Here is a 21,931-nt window from a genome sequence, read left to right on the forward strand (position 1 = left end):
TTATGTTCGAGGTCGATAAAATGATTAATCATGGGTTAGCCATGCGGGCAAGCGTTTAACGCGGATATGGTTTATCGGCGCGGCGCCGGATTTGCGGAAAGAAAAGGCCCGCGATCTGAGCGGGCCAAGGCGTGCGCTGCTTGGGAGATCGTATCGGAAGAAAGCCTCAGAAGGGATTCCAGGTCGCGTTCGGCGTGACCTTGAGATAACCCATGTTGACGCCGAGGCGTGCGCCAAGGCCGGTGCGGATCGGAACGAGCACGATATTGTTGTTCTTGAGGACGGTCATGCCGAAGCCGGCAACCACGAAGGCCTGGCCGCTGACGCCGCCGAAGCGGGTATAGACGCTATTGATGTTCGGCAGATCGTAGACCAGCATCATGACGCGGGTGCCCTGGCCGCCATAGTCGAAGCCGAGCGACGGCCCCTGCCAGTAGAGCGGATGCTCGCCGGCATTCTTGGTGTTCAGTTGTCCCTCGCCGTAGGTGAGGCCTGCCAGGAACGCGCCGGAGCCTTCCTGGCCGAGGATGTAGCCATTCGGCAGGCCATATTGCTGGAAGGCCCGCTCGATCACCTTGGCGAGACCGCCGCTGGCGGAGCCGAAGAAGGAGTGTCCGGCATCGACGATTTCCTGCGCCGAATACTGATTATTGGGCGCGGCGGCGGCCTGACGGATCGGCAGCGCGAAGCTCACGAATGCGACGATAGCCAGGATCAGGCCGAGGCCGAGCGTTCTGGTGCCGGGGCTTGGCATTCTCTTCAGGAATTCATAGCGCATGGAAGTCTTCCGTTCATCATGGTCGGTGCTTGGGGCGGCTGCGCGACGCATTCGGCAAAATGCGCCAACACGACACGCTCCTTCTCTCAGACTTTCCGCCCATCCATCGCAGGACGATTCGCGCGCGAACGAGTCTGATGGTCATGAATGCATTTTGCGTCGATGGTCTTAACAATCGGTTTACCAAATATGGTGTCATTATGGCGCGCGGTACACCGGCTGCGACAACCCTCGGGCAACCTTACCGTGGCATCGTGGAACCACTCGCTTTGCCCTGTCAGCATTCAGGAGACAATGAATGTCGAAAAATCCCAATCTCACTCTGACCGGACCGGATCTGGCCGCGCTGCTGTGCAGCCGCGTCTGCCACGATGTGATCTCGCCGGTCGGGGCGATCAACAATGGCCTGGAGCTGCTCGACGAGGGTGGTGCCGACGCCGATGCGATGGATCTGATCCGCACCAGTGCGCTCAATGCTTCCGTCCGCTTGAAATTCGCACGCCTCGCCTTCGGTGCATCCGGCTCGGTCGGCGCATCGATCGATACCGGCGAAGCGGAGCGGGCCGCCAAGGAATTCGCCGCCGCCGAGAAGAAGACCGAGGTCAGCTGGGTCGGCCCGCGCGCCATCATCGCGAAGAACCGCGTCAAGCTGCTGCTCAATCTCTTCCTTGTCGCTTATGGAGCGATCCCGCGCGGCGGCAATATCGAGGTGACGCTGGAAAACCCGGAGCTCGACGCCAGGTTCACCATCGCCGTCAAGGGACGGTTGATGCGCGTGCCGCCGAAATTTGCCGAAATTTGCTCCGGCTCCCTGGAGGAGGCGGTCGATGCCCATTCGATCCAGCCATACTACACGGTTCTTCTTGCCGAGGAGAGCGGCATGGAGCTTTCCTATAATGCGACGCCGGAAGAGCTGACCTTCGTTGCGACGATGGCCGCTCAGTAACGGCCCCATCCACTCGCATTACTCGCCCGCAGTCGACCCCGGCTGCGGGTTTATTTTTTCGTGTATCGAAAATTCTGTGCAATCTTCGGGTTGTCCGCGCTTTTGATAATGTAGCGGTAACGAATCCTTAGCTTGCTGCTCCTATCGTTTCAATTTGACGTCGCCGGTCGAATGCCGGCGGCCGATGCCAGGGAGCTCACACATGCAGCGGTTCATGATAACGGATACATCGGATGTCGTACGCAAGGTCGGCAAGCGAATCCTGTCCGAGCTGGATTTTCTCGTGAGCGAAGCCGGGGACGCCCACGAAGCGTTGATGCGCTGCCAGGCCGAAATCCCGGATTATCTGATCGTGGATGCCGGCATGGAGGGCGCGCTCGATCTCATCGCCGCCATTCGCGCCATGCCGGATGGTAAGGACGTGAAGATCTATTATTGCGTTGTCGAGGCCGACCTTCGCAAGCTGATGGCCGGAAAGCGCGCGGGCGCCACGGATTTTCTGCTGAAGCCGTTCGATCGCAAGATCCTGACCGCCATATTCGGCAATCGCGCGGCCGCCGCCTGATTTCAACGAGATATATCGAAACAACGATGGCCGCCCTTTGAGGCGGCTATTATTTTGGGCGTCTTATCGGTCGGTCGGTCGTTCAAAAGAAAAATCCCGCCTGAAGAGGCGGGATTTGAAGATTTCGGCGATTGGGGCGGGGAGGCGGCTTTAGGCGCTTTCGGCGAAATCGTTGCTGTCGGGCTCGCGCAGCACGTAGCCGCGGCCCCAGACCGTTTCGATGTAGTTGGCGCCGCCGGCTGCATTGGCGAGTTTCTTGCGCAGCTTGCAGATGAAGACGTCGATGATCTTCAGTTCCGGCTCGTCCATGCCGCCATAGAGATGGTTGAGGAACATTTCCTTAGTGAGCGTCGTGCCCTTGCGCAGCGAGAGCAGCTCCAGCATCTGGTATTCCTTGCCGGTCAGATGCACGCGCTGGCCACCGACTTCGACTGTTTTGGCGTCGAGGTTGACGATGAGCTCGCCGGTCATGATCACCGACTGGGCATGGCCCTTGGAGCGGCGAACGATGGCGTGAATGCGGGCGACCAGCTCGTCCTTGTGGAACGGCTTGGTCATGTAGTCGTCGGCGCCGAAGCCGAGGCCGCGAACCTTGTCCTCGATGCCGGCCATGCCGGAGAGGATGAGGATCGGCGTCTTGACCTTCGAAAGGCGCAGCGTGCGCAGCACTTCGTAGCCCGACATATCCGGAAGGTTGAGATCCAGAAGAATGATATCGTAGTCGTAAAGCTTTCCGAGATCGACGCCTTCCTCACCGAGATCGGTGGTATAGACGTTGAAACTTTCGGACTTGAGCATCAGTTCGATGCTCTGCGCTGTCGCGCTGTCGTCTTCAATGAGTAGAACCCGCATAATTGTCCCCTTTACCGCCGCCGAAAGGTCGTCAGCCCCCTTAACGCGATACCGATCAAATCACTGCTTGATTTGGAAGCTGCCATGCAATGGTTAACAAATTCTGATTCACTCTGGCAAGTCGTATCGAATTTATTAAATAATTTTTCCATTGCACTGTTTTCCAACGACAATCAGTAAAATCTTCTCCTAAAGTATCGCATTAAGAACCAACGCCAAGTGATTCATCTGACTCACCAATGCCGACATGTCGAATTCTGACCACAACATTTACTGAGCCTTAAATCATTGCGCCTATCATTAACGATGCCCGTAAACGAAAGGTTACCAGCGGTAGGCTTTTATTAAGATCGCTGGAAATTTTTTTAACCAAGCCGTCTCAAAGCGGTTCGGCGGGCGGGAATATCGAGAGCCGGGGTCTCGCATCACGGGAGTAATGCGTATGAAGTCACGTGAGAGCCTTGTTCGCCTGAAAGAGTTTCAGGTGAACGAAAAACGACGTCAACTGCAGCAACTGCAGATGATGATGGCGGAATTTGACCGCATGACGAAGGATCTGGAAAGCCAGATCGTCGTCGAAGAGAAGAAGTCCGGCATTTCCGATCCGAACCACTTTGCTTACCCGACCTTTGCCAAGGCCGCCCGCCAGCGCGCGGACAACCTGCAGGTGTCGATCCGCGAGCTACAGGTTCAGGAAGAGACGCTGGAAAATTCGCTCGAGGAAATGCAGGCAGAATATGCCAAGGCCGCTGCGCTCGAAGAGCGCGATGGTTCGGGCCCGGCGCGGGCGCGCGCCTGAGATTGCAATTCCGTCGCCTCCTTCGGATCAAGCTTCATTGCGTTCCGACAGGGGGCTTATCTTCGGAATGCGAGGGATATGACGAAAGGCGCGAGAAAGCTGCGCATGACTGGCCGTGACGGGGCCGGCCATGCGCAGCTTTTGCATTTTTAGATTAATCCGGCCGAGCGGACGGTTTTGCCGCTGCTCAACTCGCCGCAGCGTTTTTCGCGCGACATGCGCTAGAGATTGACGACGTCGCGCCAGTCGTCATGGCGTTGCGCCTGCGCCTTGAAGAAGGGGCAGAGCGGGATGATCTTCCAGCCGCCGCGCCGCGCGTCCTCGACGGCGTGAAGCGCCAGCGCCTGGCCGACGCCCTTGCCGCGCAGGGCATCCGGCACACCGGTATGATCGATAATGATCAGCTTGGGAGAGGTGCGGGAAAAGGTCATTTCCGCCTCGTGGCCTTCGACAGTCGTGACATAACGGCCACCGGATGCGTTGTTTTCGTTGCGGATATCCATGATCTCTCCCTCATTGTGTTGCGTGCCGGAAGGATTACATGCGCCTGCCGCGCTGCCAACTCCCGAATGATCTGGAGCAATTCCAGGAAAAGTGCATAGCGGTTCTCCGTTCGGACTTGCGTAAAAACAAAAGGATAGAGCGCTTTCGCGATTCGAAGAAAAGCCAAAGGTTCTAAGAGAGATCAGCCTGCCGTCGAACATTTTCAAGCGGACGATCGTCCCAGACCTGCACTTCGATAAAGGCGTCCGGCCCGCGCCGCTCGCGTGACTGGCTGGGATCGGGAAAGCCGTACCGGGCAATGACGTCTTCGATCTCGTCGCGAGTGAAAACCTGGCCATGCCATGGCTCATCGATATCATCTGCCGATCTTAGATGCAGGCAACTACTCATGCTATCCGGAAACGTAAACGTAATCATGCCAACGTCGAACATGGCAAGAGGCAGGATGACCGAAGCGGGGCGGGACTTGTCCCATCCATCGGCCACGTTGCCGAGGAAAAAATAAACCGGGCGCGGCAAGGGCGTTTCGCCAATCTTTCGCCGGCGCTCCGCGATGAGCCAGCTTTCGGCAAGCATGCGTCTCTGCAGATAATTTTCCTTGAGATAGGCATGGCCGCCACGCCGGATCGACGCGATGATCCGCTCCGCGTCGTCGATCGCCAAATTGCAGACATTGCGGAAGGCGCCGCGATCCGGATGAAAATTGTGCGTGACTACGGCCGGCAGGATGTGAAGCAGCAAATTCTCGAATCTCCGCAAGTGCGCTGGTTCTTGTAGCAGGCTTTGCGCGCTTGCCTGAAGACATATCGGAACGACGGGGAGATGCGGCTTGACCGGCGGAGAGGTCGGAGGGTGGCTTGCGGCGGGTGCGGCAGCTCCAAATAATTCGGGCCTCTTTCGCAGGAAAGGAGGCCCGAACACAAAGTCAAATTAAGTTGGTACTGTCGCTGCTGTCAGTGGCGATACTGCTGTATGCGGGTCGTCCGGAGGCCAGCCAGGCCGTGGCTGTTGATGGACGACTGCCAGGAGAGGAACTCTTCGACGGTCAACGTATAACGTTCGCAGGCTTCTTCCAAGCTGAGCAGACCACCACGCACGGCGGCGACAACCTCTGCCTTACGACGAATGACCCAGCGGCGCGTATTCGGCGGCGGAAGGTCTGCTATCGTCAGCGGGCTGCCATCGGGGCCGATGACATACTTCACTCGGGGACGTATCATTTCGGTCATTGGACTCTCTACACACACTCAAGACCACGTGTGGCACTCTAGCTTGCCACATTTAAAAATTGCCTAAGCACATGGTAAGACTTTGCTAATAATTTTAATGAATGTGGCGGAGAGCTGATTTGCGTATGCTCTACCTGAGCAAAATGCCCAAAAGCCCCTGTTATTTCAGGGGAAATCGCTTCGATTCTGTGATTTTTCGTCAGTAAAAACTTACGTTTCTCGATCGAAATCCCGGAGTCCGGCGGTTGCTCGCGGGTGCAAGAGCAGGCGTCAGAATCGTTCTTTACTTGCGAAAATAGACTTACGCGGAAACGTTATGCCTCTGTCCGCCCCAACAGATGAAGTGCGGATTGGCGAAGTCGGCATCCTCGCTCTGGTCGGTCTTGCCATAGGTCAGGAGGCGACCCTCGACCGTGACCGTCTTGCCGCCGGCCGCGCGCAATACGGCATCGCCGGCGGCTGTATCCCATTCCATCGTGCGGCCGAAACGCGGATAGACATCGGCCTTGCCTTCGGCAAGGAGGCAGAATTTCAGCGACGAGCCGATCGAGGTGCAGCCGGAAACGGCGTTGTCGCTGAGAAAGCCCTCGGTTTTCGCATTGCTGTTGCAGCGGCTGGCAAGCGCTGTCAGCCTCGCGGGAGGTTCGCGCACGGCGATCGTCCGGCGATCGGCGACGGAAAATTGCTCGTCGATGATCAGCTTGCGCGCTTTGCCGGGCTCGCCGGTAAACGCGACGCCGAGCGCCGGTGCATAGACGATGCCGATGGTGGGAATACCGTCCTCGACATAGGCAATGTTGACGGTGAACTCGTCGCGGTGCTCGATGAATTCGCGCGTGCCGTCGAGCGGATCGACCAGAAAGAAGGCGCGGCCGCGCACGTCGGGAACCTTGCCGGCGGAAACCTGCTCTTCGGCTACGGCCGGTATATGCGGAAAATCGCGCTCCAGCTGTCTGAGGATGATGTGTTCGGCGCGCTCGTCGGCGAGGGTGACGGGGCTCATGTCCTGCTTCAGGGCAACCGCGTAGCCGGCACGATAGACCTCCAATATGGCCTTTCCTGCATCTAGCGCCGCCTTTTCGAATGTTGCAAGCATTTGCGTCTTCGTCTTCCGCGTCTGATCCGCGTCTCAACTCTCCGGACATTATATATAGGAAGTTGCGATTGCGAAGTTTAGACTTCCGATGCCCGGCTTTCCTTCGGCTTAACGCCTGAACGGAGGTTTAGCAACAGAGCTTTGCAGGACTTTCCGGGCGGCCGGGTTTTTCAGCGGGTCGGCGGCATATTCTTCCGGAGGCATGCGCCGCCTGTCACTGCGCATTCGGAAAAGATCATGTTCTGTTTGCGAAGCGTTTTCGTCCTGAAGGGACTTGTCGTTTTTATTGCATGTGCGAATGTGCGGCCGGGTAGCATCGGGATGAATGCATGCGATATTCGGCATATCAGCTTCTGAAACAGGCTTTTTCGGGCAACCGCCATTGGCAGCCGGTGTGGCGGACGCCGGAGCCGAAACCGCATTACGACGTCATCATCGTCGGCGGCGGCGGCCATGGTCTGGCGACGGCCTATTATCTTGCCAAGGAATTCGGCATCACCAATGTGGCGGTGCTCGAAAAAAGCTACATCGGCTCCGGCAATGTCGGCCGTAACACGACGATCATTCGCTCCAACTATCTGCTGCCCGGCAACGAGCCTTTCTACGAGTTCTCGATGAAGCTCTGGGAAGGGCTGGAGCAGGATTTCAACTATAACGCCATGGTTTCCCAGCGCGGCATCGTCAATCTGTTCCACTCCGACGGCCAGCGTGACGCCTATGCCCGGCGCGGCAACGCCATGCGCATGCACGGCGTCGATGCGGAGCTGCTTAATCGCGAGCAGGTTCGCCGGATGATGCCTTACCTGAATTTCGATCATGCGCGCTTCCCGATCCTCGGCGGCCTCTTGCAGCGGCGCGGTGGCACGGCGCGGCACGATGCGGTTGCCTGGGGTTATGCGCGCGGCGCGGATAGTCGCGGCGTCGATCTCATCCAGCAATGCGAGGTCATCGGCATCCGCCGTGAAAACGGTATCGTCACCGGCGTCGAGACCAATCGCGGCTTCATCGGCTGCAACAAGCTGGCGCTTGCGGCCGCCGGCCATACCTCGATCCTCGGCAACATGGCCGATCTGGAACTGCCGATCGAAACGCATGTGCTGCAGGCCTTCGTTTCCGAAGGACTGAAGCCCGTCATCGACAACGTCATCACCTACGGCGCCGGACATTTCTATATCTCGCAGTCGGACAAGGGCGGCTTGGTCTTCGGCGCCGATATCGACTACTACAGCTCCTACGCCCAGCGCGGCAATCTCGCCACCGTCGAGCATACGATGGAGGAGGGGGTGGCGCTTATCCCCGGCCTGTCGCGTGTGCGCGTGCTGCGCGCCTGGGGCGGCGTCATGGATATGAGCATGGACGGCTCGCCGATCATCGATCGCACGCCCATCGAAAATCTTTATCTGAACTGCGGCTGGAATTATGGCGGCTTCAAAGCGACGCCAGCCTCGGGCTTCTGCTTCGCGCATCTGATCGCCAAGGGCGAGAGCCACGATGTCAGCCGCCTTCTGCGTCTTGACCGCTTCGAGCGCGGCTTTGCGATCGACGAAAGCGGCAAGGGTCCGCAGCCGAACCTGCATTGAGGGCACAATACCAATGGCAAGCTTGATCAACTGCCCGCATTGCGGCATGCGACCGAAGGAAGAGTTCTCCATTCGCGGCGCATCCATCGCCCGTCCGGCTCCATCAGCACCGGACGAGGACTGGAACCGTTACGTCTTCATCCGCGACAATGAGCGCGGCCGAATTCAGGAGTATTGGCATCACAGTGCCGGGTGTCGCCGTTGGCTGGTCGTTGACCGCAGCAATGTCAGTCATGAAGTCTTTTCCGTTACCGATGCCGAGGACAAGGCGAAGGAGGCGGCACGATGACGGCCTATCGTCTCTCGACTGGCGGCCTCGTCAATCGCAGCCGCCCGCTTTCCTTCCAGTTCGACGGCAAGGAGATGAAAGGGCTGGAGGGCGATACGCTTGCCGCGGCTCTTCTCGCCAATGACCAGCTGCTGGTCGGACGCAGCTTCAAATATCACCGGCCGCGCGGCATTCTGACGGCGGGCTCAGCCGAACCGAATGCGCTCGTCACCATCGGCAAGGATGGCCGCACCGAGCCGAATACGCGCGCTACCGTCGCCGAGCTCTATCAGGGCATGTCGGCCGTAAGCCAGAACCGCTGGCCGTCTCTGAAGCACGATTTCGGCTCGGTCAACAGCATGCTCTCGCCCTTCCTCGGTGCTGGCTTCTACTACAAGACCTTCATGTGGCCGGCTGCCTTCTGGGAAAAGGTCTACGAACCGATCATCCGGCGCGCCGCCGGCTTGGGCAAGGCGGTCATGCAGCCCGATCCGGACCGTTATGAAAAGGCCTGGGCGCATTGCGATCTGCTCGTCATCGGCTCCGGTCCGGCGGGCCTGATGGCGGCTCTGACCGCTGCTCGTGCTGGCTTGCGTGTCGTGCTCGCCGATGAAGGTTTCCGTTTCGGCGGCTCCCTGCTTTCGGAAAAGCTGACGATCGGCGGCGCTTCCGCCGATGTCTTCGTGCAGGCAACGCTGGAGGAGCTGCAGAGCTTCGACAATGTGACGTTGATGCCGCGTACGACTGTGTTCGGCTGGTATGACGGCAATGTCTTCGGTGCGGTCGAAAAGGTGCAGAAGCATGTGGCGATGCCATCGCCCGATCTGCCGGCCGAGCGTCTCTGGCGCATCGCCGCCAAGCGCGCCATCCTCGCCTCCGGCGCCGAGGAGCGGCCGCTGGTGTTCGGCGGCAACGACCGCCCCGGCGTGATGATCGCCGGCGCCATGCGCAGCTATCTCAATCGCTATGGTGTCGTTGCCGGTCAGAAGGTTGCGGTGTTCACCAATGGCGGCTCGGGCTACCGCACGGCGGCCGATCTCGCTGCCGCGGGCGTCGAGATTTCGGCGATCCTCGATACACGGGCCGCATCGGCGGATGCTGCGCCCCAGGGCATTCGCGTGGTCCACGGAGCGAGTGTCCATGCGACCAAGGGCAAATATCGCATCAGCGGCGTCATCGCCGATCGCGGCGGGCTGGATGAGCTGATCGCCTGCGATGCGCTTGCCATGTCGGGCGGCTGGTCGCCGATCATCCACCTTGCCTGCCAGCGTGGCGCCAAACCGATCTGGTCGGACGAAAAGCAGGCCTTCATGGCGCCGCTCGTCGGCGGCGAGCTGGAAATCGCTGGCTCTGCAGCGGGCATTGAGAGCGTTTCGGGCTGCCTCGCCGATGGTGCGGAAAAGGCACGGCTGGTTGTCGAGAGCCTGGGCCGTGCGACTCATGCCAGCGATCTGCCTGAAGTCGAAGGCGAATACGACCCGTCCTTCGCGGCGATCTGGCATGTGCCTGGTGCCAAGGACAAGGCATTCGTCGACTTCCAGAACGACGTCCACGCCAAGGATCTGGGCCTCGCCCTGCGCGAAGGCTTCGGCCATGTGGAACATGCCAAGCGCTATACGACCAGCGGCATGGCAACGGACCAGGGCAAGCTCGGCAATGTCAACGCCGCCGGCATTATTGCCGGCATGCGTGGCGTCAGTCCGGCTGCCGTCGGCACGACGACATTCAGACCGTTCTACACGCCGGTTTCCTTCGGCGCGCTGGCGGGGACTGCGCGCGACAAGCACGCGCAGCCGGTCAGGGAATCGCCATTGCATGGCTGGGCCAAGAAGAATGGTGCCGCCTTCGTCGAAGCCGGCCTCTGGTATCGTTCCTCCTGGTTTGCCCGGCCGGGCGAGAAGGGCTGGCGCGACAGCGTCGACCGCGAAGTCCTGAACGTCCGCAACAATGTCGGCCTGTGCGACGTGTCGACGCTCGGCAAGATCGAGATTTTCGGCAAGGATGCGGCGGAGTTTCTCAATCGTCTCTATTCCAACGCCTTCCTGAAACTGCCGATCGGCAAGGCGCGCTACGGCTTGATGCTGCGCGAAGACGGCATGGTGTTCGATGACGGCACGACGAGCCGGCTGACGCCGGATCATTTCTTCATGACGACCACGACGGCGATGGCCGGCGAGGTGATGACGCATATGGAGTTCTGCGCACAGACGCTTTGGCCGCAGCTCGACGTTCGCTTCGTTTCCTCGTCCGATCAGTGGGCGCAGATGGCGATTGCCGGCCCGAAGGCGCGGCTGGTGCTGGAGCAGATCGTCGAGGACGATATTTCCGACGCATTCTTTCCGTTCCTCGCCGCTGCCGAAGTCTTGCTGAAGGGTGGCTTGAGGGCGCGGCTGTTCCGCATCTCGTTCTCGGGCGAACTGGCCTATGAGCTTGCGGTTCCGGCCGGCTATGGCGAGGCGGTGGCGGATGCGATCATGAACGCCGGCAAGGCGCATGGCATCTGCGCTTACGGCGTCGAAGCCCTCAATGTGCTGCGTATCGAGAAGGGCCACGTGACCCATAGCGAACTGGATGGCCGCACCACTCCCGACGATGTCGGGCTTGGCCGGATGTTGTCGGCGCAGAAGCCGGATTTCGTCGGCAAGAGACTGTCGACCCGCTTCGGCCTGACCGCCGCCGACCGCAGCCAGCTCGTGGGTCTGAAGCCGATCGATACCGCCAAGGAAATGCATGCCGGCGCGCATATTTTGAAGGAAGGCGCCCGGCCTTCGACCGTGAACGACCAGGGCCATGTCTCTTCGGTCTGCTTCTCGCCCACCCTTGGCCATTCCATCGCTTTGGCCTTCCTGAAGTCGGGCCGGGAGCGCATCGGCGAGCGTGTCACCGTCTGGGATGGATTGCGTGGCGAGGAAGTGGCGGCAGAGGTCTGCAGTCCCGTCTTTGTCGATCCGGACAACAAGAAGCTTTTGGGGTGAGGGATTGATGAGCGTCGCGTTTCAGAACAGGCATGTGCTGGAAGATCACATTTCCGGCTTCGAGGCTGCCGCCAATCCGAATCATCTTGCCGTCGTACGCCGTCCCGCCATCTTCTCCGTGCTCGGCAGGGCCGGCGATCAGGACGGCATCCTGGCGAGCCTGAAGGCGATCAAGGATGTATCCATTCGCGAGATCGGGCCACGGGAATGGCTTGTCGTGTCGGAGACGCTCGGTGCCGAGAGCGTGGCACGCGATCTCTTCACGCTCGATCCAGCCCGGGCTTCCTTCTTCGAACAGAGCGATGGCCGCGTGCTGCTTCGCATTTCCGGCCCCAGCGTCCGTCGCATCCTGGCGAAATGCGTGGCCGTGGACTTGCATCCGGAGGTCTTCGCTCAGGGACAATCAGCCAGCATGCTGTGCTGTCATGTGAGTGCCAATGTCGCCCGTACCGGGCCGGACGCCTTCGAGATCATCCTGCCGCGCTCCTATGCCGGCAGCGTGTTCGAGGAGATCATGGAGATGGGGCGGGAGTTCGCGCTGACGGCGGGTTTTGCCGATTGAAAACCCCCTTGCCGGCGGACATCGCGTGCCTGACCCTCCGGCTTGCGCCGCCGAAAGACGATGGCGCGATCCGAACAATTGCGATGGCGCAAACAGACATATCGGCTTCGCAGTTCGGGCTATTTGGCCTATCGGATAGTCTCTAGGTTTCCTCTCAAATGCGGTCGGTCGCGCGGGAAGACACCCGGCGGCTTCGTGCCGAATACAGGGGATTCCTAGATGAAAAGCCATGCCAAGGTCGTCGTCATCGGTGGCGGTGTCGTCGGATGTTCGGTGCTCTATCACCTGACGAAGTTCGGCTGGAAGGATGTGGTGCTGCTGGAGCGCTCCGAACTGACCTCCGGATCGACCTGGCATGCCGCCGGCGGCATGCACACGATCAACGGCGATCCGAACGTTGCCAAGCTGCAAAAATATACGGTCGAGCTCTACAAGGAGATCGAGGAATATTCCGGCCAGGACATCGGCCTGCATCTGACCTCCGGCCTGATGCTGGCCGCCACGCCGCAGCGCTTCGACTGGCTGAAGTCCATTCTCTCCAAGGGCCGCTATAATGGTCTTGAAGCGACGCTGCTGACGCCGAAGGAAGCGCATGAGATGATGCCGCTCCTCGACCCAGACCAGTTCGTCGGCGCGCTCTACGATCCTGTCGAAGGCCATCTCGACCCCTATGGCACCACGCATGCCTATGCCCGCTCGGCCAAGAAGAACGGCGGCGAAATCTATCTGCACACGAAGGTGGAAGAGCTGGTGCAGCGCGAGGACGGTTCCTGGCGTGTCATCACCAACCAGGGCGAGATCATTGCCGAGCATGTCGTCAACGCCGCCGGCCTCTGGGCGCGCGAAGTCGGCCGCATGGTCGGGCTGGAACTTCCCGTGCTCGCCATGGAGCATATGTACCTGATCACCGAGGACATGCCCGAGGTGATGGACTTCAACAAGTCCACGGGCAAGGAGCTAATGCACTGCGTCGACTTCGATGGCGAGATCTATCTGCGCCAGGAGCGGCAGGGCATGCTGATGGGCACCTACGAAAAGGCATGTCGTCCCTGGTCGCCGCTGACGACGCCCTGGGATTTCGGCCACGAGTTGCTCGCCGAGGATATCGAGCGAATCACGCCCGAACTGGAAGTCGGCTTCCGCCACTTCCCGGCTTTCAACAATGCCGGCATCAAGAAGATCATCAACGGACCCTTCACCTTCTCGCCTGATGGCAATCCTCTCGTCGGTCCGGTGCGGGGACTGAGGAATTACTGGTCGGCCTGTGCCGTCATGGCCGGCTTCAGCCAGGGCGGCGGCGTCGGGTTGGCGCTTGCCAACTGGATGATCCACGGCGATCCGGGCTTCGACGTCTTCGCCATGGACGTTTCTCGTTACGGTGACTATGCGACACTCGCCTATACCAATGCCAAGGTGCGCGAGAACTATGCCCGCCGTTTCTCCATCCGCTACCCGAACGAAGAGCTACCGGCCGCGCGTCCTCTCTTGACGACGCCGATCTACGACAAGCTGAAGGAGGCGGGCGGTGTCTTCGGCGCGTATTACGGCCTCGAGCAGGCGCTGTGGTTCGCGCCGAAGGGCGAGGAGGATCAATTCTCCTGGCGCCGTTCCAACGACTTCGACGTCGTCGCTGCGGAAGCCAAGGCGGTCCGCGAGAGCGTCGGCCTGATGGAGACCTCGGGCTTTGCCAAATATTCGGTGAAGGGGCCGGGCGCGGAAGCATTCCTCGACAGGCTGCTGACCAGCCGCATTCCCGCCGTCGGCCGCATGACGCTCGCGCCGATGCTGAAGCACGACGGCAAGCTCATCGGCGACTTCACGCTGGCGAAGCTCGGCGAGGAGGATTTCCTTCTCATAGGCTCCGGCATTGCCGAAGCCTACCATATGCGCTGGTTCGAAAGCCTCCTGCCGAAGGATGGCACGGTTGAGCTCCAGGCACTCGGTCTTTCGCTCCTCGGCCTTTCGATTGCCGGCCCGAAGGCCCGCAAGCTCATGCAGAAACTGACCCATCAGGATCTCTCCACCGCAGAATTTCCCTTCATGTCGATTCGCCGCATGGATATCGGCATGGCGCCCGCAATCGTCGGCCGCGTCTCCTATACGGGCGATCTCGGTTACGAGATCTGGATGAAGCCGGAGCACCAGCGCTATATTTTCGATCTTCTGATGCAGGAAGGCGCCGAGTTCGACATCCGGCTCTTCGGCCTGAGAGCGCTGAACGCGCTGCGTCTCGATAAATCCTATGGTAGCTGGGCGCGCGAGTATCGGCCGCTCTACGGACCCTTTGAAGCTGGTCTCAACCGGTTCGTGGCTCTGTCCAAGGAGGCGGATTTCATCGGCAAAGCCGCTGCCGCCAAGGAGAAGGCGGAGGGCGGCACGCTGCGGCTGCGCACCTTCATCCTTTCGGCCAGGGATGCCGACGTCATCGGCGACGAGCCGATCTATCACAATGGCGCGGTCTGCGGCTGGGTGACGTCGGGTGGCTATGCCCATGCGTCCGGCCTCTCTGTTGCGGTCGGCTATGTGCCGAAGGAGGTCGCCGACGAGGCGCAGGGCTGGTCGATTGAATTGCTCGGCGAGCTTCTGCCGGCAAAGCTGCAGGCCGAGCCGCTGTTCGATGCCGATGGCGCGCGCATGCGCTCCTAAAAAACACCGTTCGCAAGCCCGCGGCGGACCCTGGCAGGCCCGCCGCTGACGAAAGCTCTTCAGCGCGAGCGCGCTGAAGAGCAATCTTGGCTGTTTTTTAAGCCAGGAGCTGCCGCTTTTGTGTCTTTTTTGGTCGGATTCGCATCAGCGCACGGCGATTTGAAAAGAATTTGTCAATTTCTCGCCTTTTTGGCTTCACATTTCCTTCGAAACCAGTATGGAATCGCGGCCATAGGCCTCTAGAAGGAACCTAAAAAAGTAATAAGAGATGTGGTCGTATGACGCCGCATCCAGGGGAAATGACATATGGATTATTTTATCCAGCAGCTCTTAAACGGGCTGACTCTCGGGTCCATCTATGGCCTGATCGCCATCGGTTACACCATGGTTTACGGCATTGTCGGCATGATCAATTTCGCCCATGGTGATGTTTTCATGCTCGGTGGCTTTGCCGCTCTCATCACCTATCTGGTTCTCGTCTCGCTCTTTGCCGGCTTGCCGGTTGCGGTCTTGCTTCTGGTGATGCTCATCGTCGCGATGCTGATGACGAGCCTTTGGAACTGGGTGATTGAGCGCATTGCCTACCGGCCGTTGCGTGGATCGTTCCGGCTGGCGCCGCTGATCACCGCAATCGGCATGTCGATCGTGCTGTCGAACTTCATCCAGGTCGCTCAGGGCCCGCGCAACAAGCCGATCCCGACGCTGGTGGGGGATGTCTACAACTTCGGTGCGGTCTCACTGTCCCTGAAGCAGATCATTATCTTCATCATAACCGTCGTTCTGCTGGCAGCCTTCTGGTATATCGTCAACAAGACGGCGCTCGGTCGCGCCCAGCGCGCCACCGAACAGGACCGCAAGATGGCGGCGCTGCTCGGCATCAATGTCGACCGCACCATCTCTATCACCTTCATCATGGGTGCCGCGCTCGCGGCCGTCGCCGGCACGATGTATATGATGTACTATGGCGTCGCCAACTTCACGGACGGCTTCGTGCCTGGTGTCAAGGCCTTCACGGCGGCGGTTCTGGGTGGCATCGGTTCGCTGCCGGGCGCCGTCCTCGGTGGCCTGATGATCGGCTTCATCGAGTCGTTCTGGTCCGGCAATTTTCCCATCGCGTATAAGGATGTCGCGACATACGGTATCCTGGCCTACGTGCTGATCTTCAAGCCGACGGGTATTCTCGGCCGGCCGGAAGTCGAAAAGGTATAACGCCATGGCAAATTCAAACTTCGTTGCAGGCAAGACCGCGCCCGGTCTTGTCCAGAAGGGGATTACGGACGCCCTCTGGACCGCTGTCATCGCCTTCGGCATGTTCGTCCTCTATATCGGTCTCAAGACTGATCAGAACATAGACAACAAGCTGATCATCGTGCAGCGCTGGGGTCTTCTGGCGACCATCGTCGCAATCGCCGCCGTCGGCCGCTTCATCATGACGGTCGCCGTTCAGCCTTATCTGGCGGCGCGAAAGGCCGCCAAGGCCAAGGTCGTGGCGGTGGAAGGCGAACCGAGCTTCGCCGCCAGGCATTTCAACAAGATCGCGCTCGTCCTGCTGCTCATCTATCCGCTGGCGGCGGTCGGTATCCTCGGCCCGCAGGGGTCGCTGACCTATGTCGACAATTTCGGCATCCAGATCCTCATCTACGTGATGCTCGCCTGGGGTCTGAACATCGTCGTCGGCCTCGCCGGCCTCCTCGACCTGGGTTATGTCGCCTTCTACGCGGTCGGTGCCTATTCCTACGCACTGTTGTCGATGCATTTCGGCCTGTCCTTCTGGCTGCTTCTGCCGATATCGGGGCTTCTTGCCGCGCTTTGGGGCATGATCCTAGGCTTCCCGGTGCTGCGCCTGCGGGGTGACTATCTGGCGATCGTCACCTTGGCCTTCGGCGAAATCATCCGCATCGTGCTGACCAACTGGACCGACGTGACGCAGGGCAGCTTCGGCATCTCCAACATCACCAAGGCTTCGCTGTTCGGTATTTATACCTTCGACATGAAGGACCCGCACAATTTCGTCCGGTCGTTCGGCCTGCCGATCTCCTCGGCCTGGTACAAGATCTTCCTATTCTACGTCATCCTGGCGCTCTGCATGCTGACGGCTTACGTGACGATCCGCCTGCGCCGCATGCCGATCGGACGTGCTTGGGAAGCGCTGCGCGAGGATGAAATCGCCTGCCGTTCGCTCGGCATCAACACGGTCACGACGAAGCTCACCGCTTTCGCCACGGGCGCGATGTTCGGCGGTTTCGCAGGATCGTTCTTCGCTGCACGTCAGGGCTTCGTCTCGCCGGAATCCTTCGTCTTCCTCGAATCAGCGGTGATCCTGGCGATCGTCGTTCTCGGCGGCATGGGGTCGCTCAAGGGCATCGCGATTGCCGCCATCGCCATGGTCGGCGGCACCGAACTGCTGCGCGATATGGATTTCCTCAAGCTGATCTTCGGGCCGGACTTCACCCCGGAACTCTACCGCATGCTGATCTTCGGCCTTGCCATGGTGGTCGTGATGATCATCAAGCCGCGCGGCTTTGTCGGCACGCGTGAGCCGACCGCCTTCCTCAAGGAGCGAAAAGCGGTCTCGGGCAGCTTTACCAAGGAGGGCCACGGCTGATGAACGCTGTGACCGCAACCCCCAGCGACACCCTGCTGAAGGTCGATCATCTGTCGATGAAGTTCGGCGGCCTGATGGCGATCAATGACTTCTCCTTCGAGGCGAAGCGCGGCGATATCACGGCGCTGATCGGCCCGAACGGAGCCGGCAAGACCACCGTGTTCAACTGCATCACCGGCTTCTACAAGCCGACAATGGGCATGATCACCCTCAACCAGAAGGCCGGCAAGGAATATATGCTGGAGCGGCTTCCGGATTTCCGGATCACGCGTGAGGCCAAGGTGGCGCGCACGTTCCAGAACATCCGCCTGTTTTCGGGTCTCACTGTGCTCGAAAATCTGCTGGTGGCGCAGCACAACAAGTTGATGCGCGCCTCCGGCTATACGATCCTCGGCCTGCTCGGCATCGGTCGCTATCGTAGCGAGGCAAAGAACGCGATCGAGCTTGCGCGTTTCTGGCTCGAGAAGGCTGACCTCGTTGACCGGGCCGACGATCCGGCCGGCGACCTTCCGTATGGTGCCCAGCGCCGCCTGGAAATCGCCCGCGCCATGTGCACGGGTCCGGAGCTCCTTTGCCTGGACGAGCCGGCCGCTGGCCTCAATCCCCGCGAGTCTCTGGTGCTCAACGAGTTTCTGCGCAGCATCCGCAAGGACACCGGCACGTCGATCCTCTTGATCGAACACGATATGTCCGTGGTCATGGAAATTTCCGACCATGTCATCGTGCTCGAATACGGGCAGAAGATTTCCGACGGCACGCCGGATGAGGTCAAGAACGATCCGCGCGTGATCGCGGCCTATCTGGGTGTCGAGGACGAAGAAGTAGAAGAGGTGATTGCCGAAGTCGAACACCTCCAAGAGGGTGAACATTGATGGCGGGGCAATCACTTCTGAAAGTCGCGGGTGTCGAAACCTACTACGGCAACATCCGCGCGCTTGCCGGCGTCGATATCGAAGTCAACAGCGGCGAGATCGTCAGCCTGATCGGCGCCAACGGCGCCGGCAAATCGACGCTGATGATGACGATCTGCGGCAGTCCGCAGGCACGCACCGGCTCGGTCACCTTCGACGGCCGCGATATCACGCGCATGCCGACGCATGAGATTGCCCGGCTTCGCATCGCCCAGTCGCCCGAGGGGCGGCGCATCTTTCCGCGCATGACCGTCTATGAAAACCTGCAGATGGGCGCGAGCCTCGACAAACTCAAATATTTCAACGAGGACGTCGAGAAGATCTTCACGCTCTTCCCGCGCTTGAAAGAGCGCCAGTCGCAGCGCGGCGGCACGCTTTCGGGCGGCGAGCAGCAGATGCTGTCGATCGGCCGTGCGCTGATGGCGCGTCCGAAGCTGCTGCTTCTGGACGAGCCGTCGCTCGGTCTCGCGCCGCTGATCGTCAAGGGCATCTTCGAGGCCATCAAGGTCCTGAACCAGACCCAGGGGCTGACGGTGTTCCTCGTCGAGCAGAACGCCTTCGCGGCGCTCAAGCTTTCCGACCGCGCCTATGTGATGGTCAACGGCCGGGTGACGATGAGCGGTTCGGGCAAGGAACTGCTCGCCAATCCGGAAGTGCGCGCCGCCTATCTCGAAGGCGGCCATCATTGAGTTTCGTTTCGCGGAGAATTTGACATGCAGGGACTTCTCTTCGACAGCGATACCGGCGGCCGCATGGTCATCCGCGTGGTCATCGTCATCCTCGGTTTCTGGACCGCATGGCGTGCCGGCCGCGCTGTCGCATCCAACTGGGAAACCTATCCGCTTGTTGTCATCTACGGCTTTCTGATCGGCCTTGGCCTGCAGTTCCTGCACCATGCGCTGTTCAATGGCCCGGTGTTCGACGTCACCATCTACGTCATCGATATCGTGCTTCTGCTGGTCTTTGCGACAGCCGGATACCGGTATCGACGTACCGATCAGATGGTGAACAATTATTACTGGCTCTATGAAAAGACCTCGGCCTTTTCCTGGAAGAAGAAGAATTGACAGTGCGCCCAAACTAGGCACAGTCTGCGTGCGATTACGAGCGTCACCCAAGCCCCATAAAAACAAACGGGAACGGGCTGGGTCATGCTTCCAGAGTTCGGAATGCAAGCGTTACCGGCGTGATGATTGGTGGGTATCGCGCAGGGCAGATCAAACGGAACCCGCTTAAAAATTGGGAGTAATAATATGAAGAAGTATCTTCTGTCGGCGGTGGCTTTGTCGGCGATGATCGCTTTCGGCGGCGTTGCGAAGGCCGACATCATTGTTGGCGTTGGCGGCCCTCTGACGGGTGCGAATGCTGCGTTTGGCGCGCAGCTCCAGAAGGGCGCTGAGCAGGCTGCAGCCGACATCAATGCGGCAGGCGGCATCAACGGAGAAAAGATCAAGATCGAACTCGGCGACGACGTCTCCGACGCCAAGCAGGGCGTGTCAGTTGCCAACAAGTTCGTTGCTGACGGCGTCAAGTTCGTCGTCGGTCACTTCAACTCGGGCGTTTCCATCCCGGCTTCGGAAGTCTACGCCGAAAACGGCATTCTGCAGGTTACCCCGGCTTCCACCAATCCGCAGTTTACCGAGCGCGGCCTCTGGAACACCTTCCGCACCTGCGGTCGTGACGACCAGCAGGGTGCCGTTGCCGGCAAGTATATCGCCGACAACTTCAAGGGCGCCAAGGTTGCCGTCGTTCACGACAAGACCCCCTATGGTCAGGGCCTTGCCGACGAAACCAAGAAGAACCTCAACGCCGCTGGCGTGACCGAAGTTCTCTATGAAGGCATCACCCCCGGCGACAAGGACTATTCGGCCCTCATCGCCAAGATGAAGCAGGCTGGTGTGGATTTCGTCTATTACGGCGGTCTGCATACCGAAGCTGGCCTCATCATGCGCCAGATGGCCGACCAGGGCGTGAAGGCTCACTTCATGTCGGGTGACGGTATCGTTTCGAACGAACTGGCCTCGATCGCCGGCGACGCCGTCGACGGCACGCTGATGACCTTCTCGCCGGACCCGCGCAAGAACCCGGCTTCTGCCGATCTCGTCGCCAAGTTCCGCGCTGCCGGCTACGAGCCGGAAGGCTATACGCTGTACTCCTACTCCGCACTGCAGGTCATCGCCGCCGCTGCCAAGGCTGCCGGCTCCAACGACCCGATGGCCGTTGCCGATGCAATGAAGGCAAAGGGTCCGTTCAAGACCGCTATCGGCGACCTCGGCTTCAACGCCAAGGGCGACATCACCCGTCCGGACTATGTCATGTACAAGTGGTCCAAGGGTTCCGACGGCAAGTACAACTACGCCGAAATCGAGAAGTAATCTTCGCAGTGCCGGTCTTCCGGCATATGCACGTTCTGAGGAGCCCGGCCATTGGCCGGGCTTTTTCATATCCGCGACAGCGGTTCGCCATTTCTTTCATGCCGAAGCTGCTTTAAGTCTGCCCCTGTATCGGCAGGAGGATGGCAGCATGAGCAAACCCCGTATTCTCGTGACCCGGCGCTGGCCGGCAGCGGTCGAGTCCGTGCTTTCGGAACGTTTCGACACCACGCTCAACAAGGACGATATCGCACTCGATGCAAGACAGCTGCGCGAGGCGCTGCTCGCCTATGATGCGGTTCTGCCAACCGTCTCCGACAAGCTTCCGGCCGCGCTTTTCGAGGGCCAGACGATCCGGACGAAGATTCTCGGTAATTTCGGCGTCGGCTTCAATAATATCGATATCGCGGCCGCCAAGGAAAAGGGCGTGGTCGTCACCAACACGCCGGGCGTGCTGACCGACTGCACGGCCGATATCGCCATGCTGCTTCTTCTGTCCGTCGCGCGGCGTGGCGGCGAGGGCGAGCGTGAGGTCAGGGCCGGCGCCTGGAGCGGCTGGCGGCCGACGCATCTCGTCGGCACCAAGGTCACCGGCAAGACCGTCGGTATCGTCGGCTTCGGCCGCATCGGCCGTGCCTTCGCGCAACGCTGCCATTTCGGTTTCGGCATGGATGTCGTCTTCTACAATCGCTCCGCCATCGATCCGATGGAGGCGGCGCGCTATGGCGCCGTGCAATTGCAGACAGTCGAGGATGTTCTCGAAGTCTCCGATTTCGTCTCCCTGCATTGCCCCGGCGGCGCCGAGAACCGCCATCTGATGAATGCGGCTCGCTTCGCCGCCATGAAGTCAGGCGCCTTCCTGATCAATACCGCAAGGGGCGATGTCGTCGACGAGGCCGCGCTCATCTCGGCGCTGGAGCAGGGAACGATCCGCGGCGCCGGTCTCGATGTCTATGAGGCGGAGCCGCATGTTCCCGAGCGGCTGCGGGAAATGGATAACGTCATGCTCCTGCCGCATCTCGGCAGCGCGACGGAAGAGACGCGCACGGCGATGGGCATGAAGGTGGTGGACAATATCACCGCCTTCTTTGCCGGGCGAGAGCCGCCGGACCGCGTGGCTTAGCCTCAGGACGCGTTGATCCAGGTCGAAAACACAACCTTGTCGCGGAAATTGCGCATCGATAGGGTACGTTCGTCAACCAAATGAGATGCTGTCGAATATGCCGTTCCTCGACGAGGGGGT

The 21,931-nt window shown here is 60.1% G+C and carries 21 protein-coding genes; 15 read left to right on the forward strand and 6 right to left on the reverse strand.

What is annotated here, in order from left to right; translation table 11 throughout:
• Nucleotides 1-166: 166 nt before the first annotated feature.
• A complete protein-coding gene (locus ACIQWP_RS06275; RefSeq protein WP_402783564.1) occupies nucleotides 167-778 on the reverse strand; it encodes a DUF1134 domain-containing protein in 612 nt (203 codons plus the stop codon).
• A gap of 298 nt (nucleotides 779-1,076) precedes the next feature.
• Here ACIQWP_RS06275 and chpT point away from each other — a divergent pair, with 298 nt between their 5' ends.
• Nucleotides 1,077-1,724, forward strand: a complete 648-nt coding sequence (gene chpT / locus ACIQWP_RS06280) for a histidine phosphotransferase ChpT (protein WP_402783566.1) — start codon at nucleotides 1,077-1,079, stop codon at nucleotides 1,722-1,724.
• A gap of 202 nt (nucleotides 1,725-1,926) precedes the next feature.
• Nucleotides 1,927-2,289, forward strand: a complete 363-nt coding sequence (locus ACIQWP_RS06285; protein ID WP_402783568.1) for a PleD family two-component system response regulator — start codon at nucleotides 1,927-1,929, stop codon at nucleotides 2,287-2,289.
• 150 nt (nucleotides 2,290-2,439) lie between these two features.
• Here ACIQWP_RS06285 and ctrA read toward each other — a convergent pair whose 3' ends face one another.
• A complete protein-coding gene (gene ctrA / locus ACIQWP_RS06290; RefSeq protein WP_004116994.1) occupies nucleotides 2,440-3,141 on the reverse strand; it encodes a response regulator transcription factor CtrA in 702 nt (233 codons plus the stop codon).
• A 442-nt stretch (nucleotides 3,142-3,583) separates the two neighbouring features.
• Between ctrA and ACIQWP_RS06295 the strand changes: the two genes are divergently transcribed.
• Nucleotides 3,584-3,940, forward strand: coding sequence for a flagellar export protein FliJ (locus ACIQWP_RS06295; RefSeq protein ID WP_402783571.1), 357 nt, complete (start codon nucleotides 3,584-3,586; stop codon nucleotides 3,938-3,940).
• A 221-nt stretch (nucleotides 3,941-4,161) separates the two neighbouring features.
• Here the strand turns inward: ACIQWP_RS06295 and ACIQWP_RS06300 are convergent, their stop codons facing one another.
• The 4 genes from ACIQWP_RS06300 to cysQ form a co-directional block, all read right to left on the reverse strand.
• The gene (locus tag ACIQWP_RS06300; RefSeq protein WP_402783573.1) at nucleotides 4,162-4,443 is read right to left on the reverse strand and encodes a GNAT family N-acetyltransferase; all 282 of its coding nucleotides are present in this window, start codon (nucleotides 4,441-4,443) and stop codon (nucleotides 4,162-4,164) included.
• Nucleotides 4,444-4,615: 172 nt separating this feature from the next.
• Nucleotides 4,616-5,185 (reverse strand): hypothetical protein, encoded by a 570-nt coding sequence (locus ACIQWP_RS06305; protein ID WP_402783575.1) that lies wholly within the window; start codon nucleotides 5,183-5,185, stop codon nucleotides 4,616-4,618.
• Nucleotides 5,186-5,397: 212 nt separating this feature from the next.
• Nucleotides 5,398-5,673, reverse strand: coding sequence for a DUF1153 domain-containing protein (locus ACIQWP_RS06310; protein WP_007533628.1), 276 nt, complete (start codon nucleotides 5,671-5,673; stop codon nucleotides 5,398-5,400).
• Nucleotides 5,674-5,974: 301 nt separating this feature from the next.
• Nucleotides 5,975-6,769 (reverse strand): 3'(2'),5'-bisphosphate nucleotidase CysQ, encoded by a 795-nt coding sequence (cysQ, locus tag ACIQWP_RS06315; RefSeq protein ID WP_402783736.1) that lies wholly within the window; start codon nucleotides 6,767-6,769, stop codon nucleotides 5,975-5,977.
• Between the two features lie 329 nt (nucleotides 6,770-7,098).
• Here cysQ and ACIQWP_RS06320 point away from each other — a divergent pair, with 329 nt between their 5' ends.
• The 12 genes from ACIQWP_RS06320 to ACIQWP_RS06375 all read left to right on the forward strand — a co-directional run bounded on the left by ACIQWP_RS06320 (nucleotide 7,099) and on the right by ACIQWP_RS06375 (nucleotide 21,811).
• The gene (locus ACIQWP_RS06320; RefSeq protein WP_402783738.1) at nucleotides 7,099-8,349 is read left to right on the forward strand and encodes a sarcosine oxidase subunit beta family protein; all 1,251 of its coding nucleotides are present in this window, start codon (nucleotides 7,099-7,101) and stop codon (nucleotides 8,347-8,349) included.
• 13 nt (nucleotides 8,350-8,362) lie between these two features.
• Nucleotides 8,363-8,638 (forward strand): sarcosine oxidase subunit delta, encoded by a 276-nt coding sequence (locus ACIQWP_RS06325; protein ID WP_402783740.1) that lies wholly within the window; start codon nucleotides 8,363-8,365, stop codon nucleotides 8,636-8,638.
• Nucleotides 8,635-11,592 (forward strand): sarcosine oxidase subunit alpha family protein, encoded by a 2,958-nt coding sequence (locus tag ACIQWP_RS06330; RefSeq protein WP_402783742.1) that lies wholly within the window; start codon nucleotides 8,635-8,637, stop codon nucleotides 11,590-11,592. The genes ACIQWP_RS06325 and ACIQWP_RS06330 overlap by 4 nt, the downstream gene beginning before the upstream one ends.
• Nucleotides 11,593-11,599: 7 nt before the next feature.
• Nucleotides 11,600-12,154 carry a sarcosine oxidase subunit gamma gene (locus ACIQWP_RS06335; RefSeq protein WP_402783744.1) on the forward strand — a complete coding sequence of 185 codons (555 nt, stop codon included), beginning with the start codon at nucleotides 11,600-11,602 and terminating at the stop codon, nucleotides 12,152-12,154.
• Between the two features lie 219 nt (nucleotides 12,155-12,373).
• Entirely contained in the window at nucleotides 12,374-14,800 is a 2,427-nt protein-coding gene (locus ACIQWP_RS06340; RefSeq protein ID WP_402783746.1) for an FAD-dependent oxidoreductase, read from the forward strand.
• A gap of 306 nt (nucleotides 14,801-15,106) precedes the next feature.
• Nucleotides 15,107-16,009, forward strand: a complete 903-nt coding sequence (locus tag ACIQWP_RS06345) for a branched-chain amino acid ABC transporter permease (protein ID WP_402783748.1) — start codon at nucleotides 15,107-15,109, stop codon at nucleotides 16,007-16,009.
• A gap of 4 nt (nucleotides 16,010-16,013) precedes the next feature.
• Entirely contained in the window at nucleotides 16,014-17,405 is a 1,392-nt protein-coding gene (gene livM, locus ACIQWP_RS06350) for a high-affinity branched-chain amino acid ABC transporter permease LivM (protein ID WP_402783750.1), read from the forward strand.
• On the forward strand, nucleotides 17,405-18,277 hold the full coding sequence (locus ACIQWP_RS06355; protein ID WP_402783752.1) for an ABC transporter ATP-binding protein: 873 nt from the start codon (nucleotides 17,405-17,407) through the stop codon (nucleotides 18,275-18,277). The genes livM and ACIQWP_RS06355 overlap by 1 nt, the downstream gene beginning before the upstream one ends.
• The gene (locus tag ACIQWP_RS06360) at nucleotides 18,277-19,005 is read left to right on the forward strand and encodes an ABC transporter ATP-binding protein (RefSeq protein WP_402783754.1); all 729 of its coding nucleotides are present in this window, start codon (nucleotides 18,277-18,279) and stop codon (nucleotides 19,003-19,005) included. Before ACIQWP_RS06355 ends, ACIQWP_RS06360 begins: the two co-directional genes overlap by 1 nt.
• 24 nt (nucleotides 19,006-19,029) lie before the next feature.
• Nucleotides 19,030-19,383, forward strand: a complete 354-nt coding sequence (locus tag ACIQWP_RS06365; RefSeq protein ID WP_402783756.1) for a DUF6867 family protein — start codon at nucleotides 19,030-19,032, stop codon at nucleotides 19,381-19,383.
• A 186-nt stretch (nucleotides 19,384-19,569) separates the two neighbouring features.
• Entirely contained in the window at nucleotides 19,570-20,691 is a 1,122-nt protein-coding gene (locus tag ACIQWP_RS06370) for a branched-chain amino acid ABC transporter substrate-binding protein (RefSeq protein ID WP_402783758.1), read from the forward strand.
• 148 nt (nucleotides 20,692-20,839) lie between these two features.
• A complete protein-coding gene (locus tag ACIQWP_RS06375) occupies nucleotides 20,840-21,811 on the forward strand; it encodes a 2-hydroxyacid dehydrogenase (RefSeq protein WP_402783761.1) in 972 nt (323 codons plus the stop codon).
• The last annotated feature ends 120 nt before the right edge of the window (nucleotides 21,812-21,931 follow it).

This window comes from Rhizobium sp. NPDC090279 (assembly GCF_044769665.1).
In the GTDB taxonomy this organism is placed as follows: domain Bacteria; phylum Pseudomonadota; class Alphaproteobacteria; order Rhizobiales; family Rhizobiaceae; genus Rhizobium.

Coding starts and splice junctions, on each gene's coding strand:
- ACIQWP_RS06275 (WP_402783564.1), bottom strand. CDS start 778: ATGCGCTATGAATTCCTGAAGAGAATGCCAAGCCCCGGCACCAGAACG.
- chpT (WP_402783566.1), top strand. CDS start 1,077: ATGTCGAAAAATCCCAATCTCACTCTGACCGGACCGGATCTGGCCGCG.
- ACIQWP_RS06285 (WP_402783568.1), top strand. CDS start 1,927: ATGCAGCGGTTCATGATAACGGATACATCGGATGTCGTACGCAAGGTC.
- ctrA (WP_004116994.1), bottom strand. CDS start 3,141: ATGCGGGTTCTACTCATTGAAGACGACAGCGCGACAGCGCAGAGCATC.
- ACIQWP_RS06295 (WP_402783571.1), top strand. CDS start 3,584: ATGAAGTCACGTGAGAGCCTTGTTCGCCTGAAAGAGTTTCAGGTGAAC.
- ACIQWP_RS06300 (WP_402783573.1), bottom strand. CDS start 4,443: ATGGATATCCGCAACGAAAACAACGCATCCGGTGGCCGTTATGTCACG.
- ACIQWP_RS06310 (WP_007533628.1), bottom strand. CDS start 5,673: ATGACCGAAATGATACGTCCCCGAGTGAAGTATGTCATCGGCCCCGAT.
- cysQ (WP_402783736.1), bottom strand. CDS start 6,769: ATGCTTGCAACATTCGAAAAGGCGGCGCTAGATGCAGGAAAGGCCATA.
- ACIQWP_RS06320 (WP_402783738.1), top strand. CDS start 7,099: ATGCGATATTCGGCATATCAGCTTCTGAAACAGGCTTTTTCGGGCAAC.
- ACIQWP_RS06325 (WP_402783740.1), top strand. CDS start 8,363: ATGGCAAGCTTGATCAACTGCCCGCATTGCGGCATGCGACCGAAGGAA.
- ACIQWP_RS06330 (WP_402783742.1), top strand. CDS start 8,635: ATGACGGCCTATCGTCTCTCGACTGGCGGCCTCGTCAATCGCAGCCGC.
- ACIQWP_RS06335 (WP_402783744.1), top strand. CDS start 11,600: ATGAGCGTCGCGTTTCAGAACAGGCATGTGCTGGAAGATCACATTTCC.
- ACIQWP_RS06340 (WP_402783746.1), top strand. CDS start 12,374: ATGAAAAGCCATGCCAAGGTCGTCGTCATCGGTGGCGGTGTCGTCGGA.
- ACIQWP_RS06345 (WP_402783748.1), top strand. CDS start 15,107: ATGGATTATTTTATCCAGCAGCTCTTAAACGGGCTGACTCTCGGGTCC.
- livM (WP_402783750.1), top strand. CDS start 16,014: ATGGCAAATTCAAACTTCGTTGCAGGCAAGACCGCGCCCGGTCTTGTC.
- ACIQWP_RS06355 (WP_402783752.1), top strand. CDS start 17,405: ATGAACGCTGTGACCGCAACCCCCAGCGACACCCTGCTGAAGGTCGAT.
- ACIQWP_RS06360 (WP_402783754.1), top strand. CDS start 18,277: ATGGCGGGGCAATCACTTCTGAAAGTCGCGGGTGTCGAAACCTACTAC.
- ACIQWP_RS06365 (WP_402783756.1), top strand. CDS start 19,030: ATGCAGGGACTTCTCTTCGACAGCGATACCGGCGGCCGCATGGTCATC.
- ACIQWP_RS06370 (WP_402783758.1), top strand. CDS start 19,570: ATGAAGAAGTATCTTCTGTCGGCGGTGGCTTTGTCGGCGATGATCGCT.
- ACIQWP_RS06375 (WP_402783761.1), top strand. CDS start 20,840: ATGAGCAAACCCCGTATTCTCGTGACCCGGCGCTGGCCGGCAGCGGTC.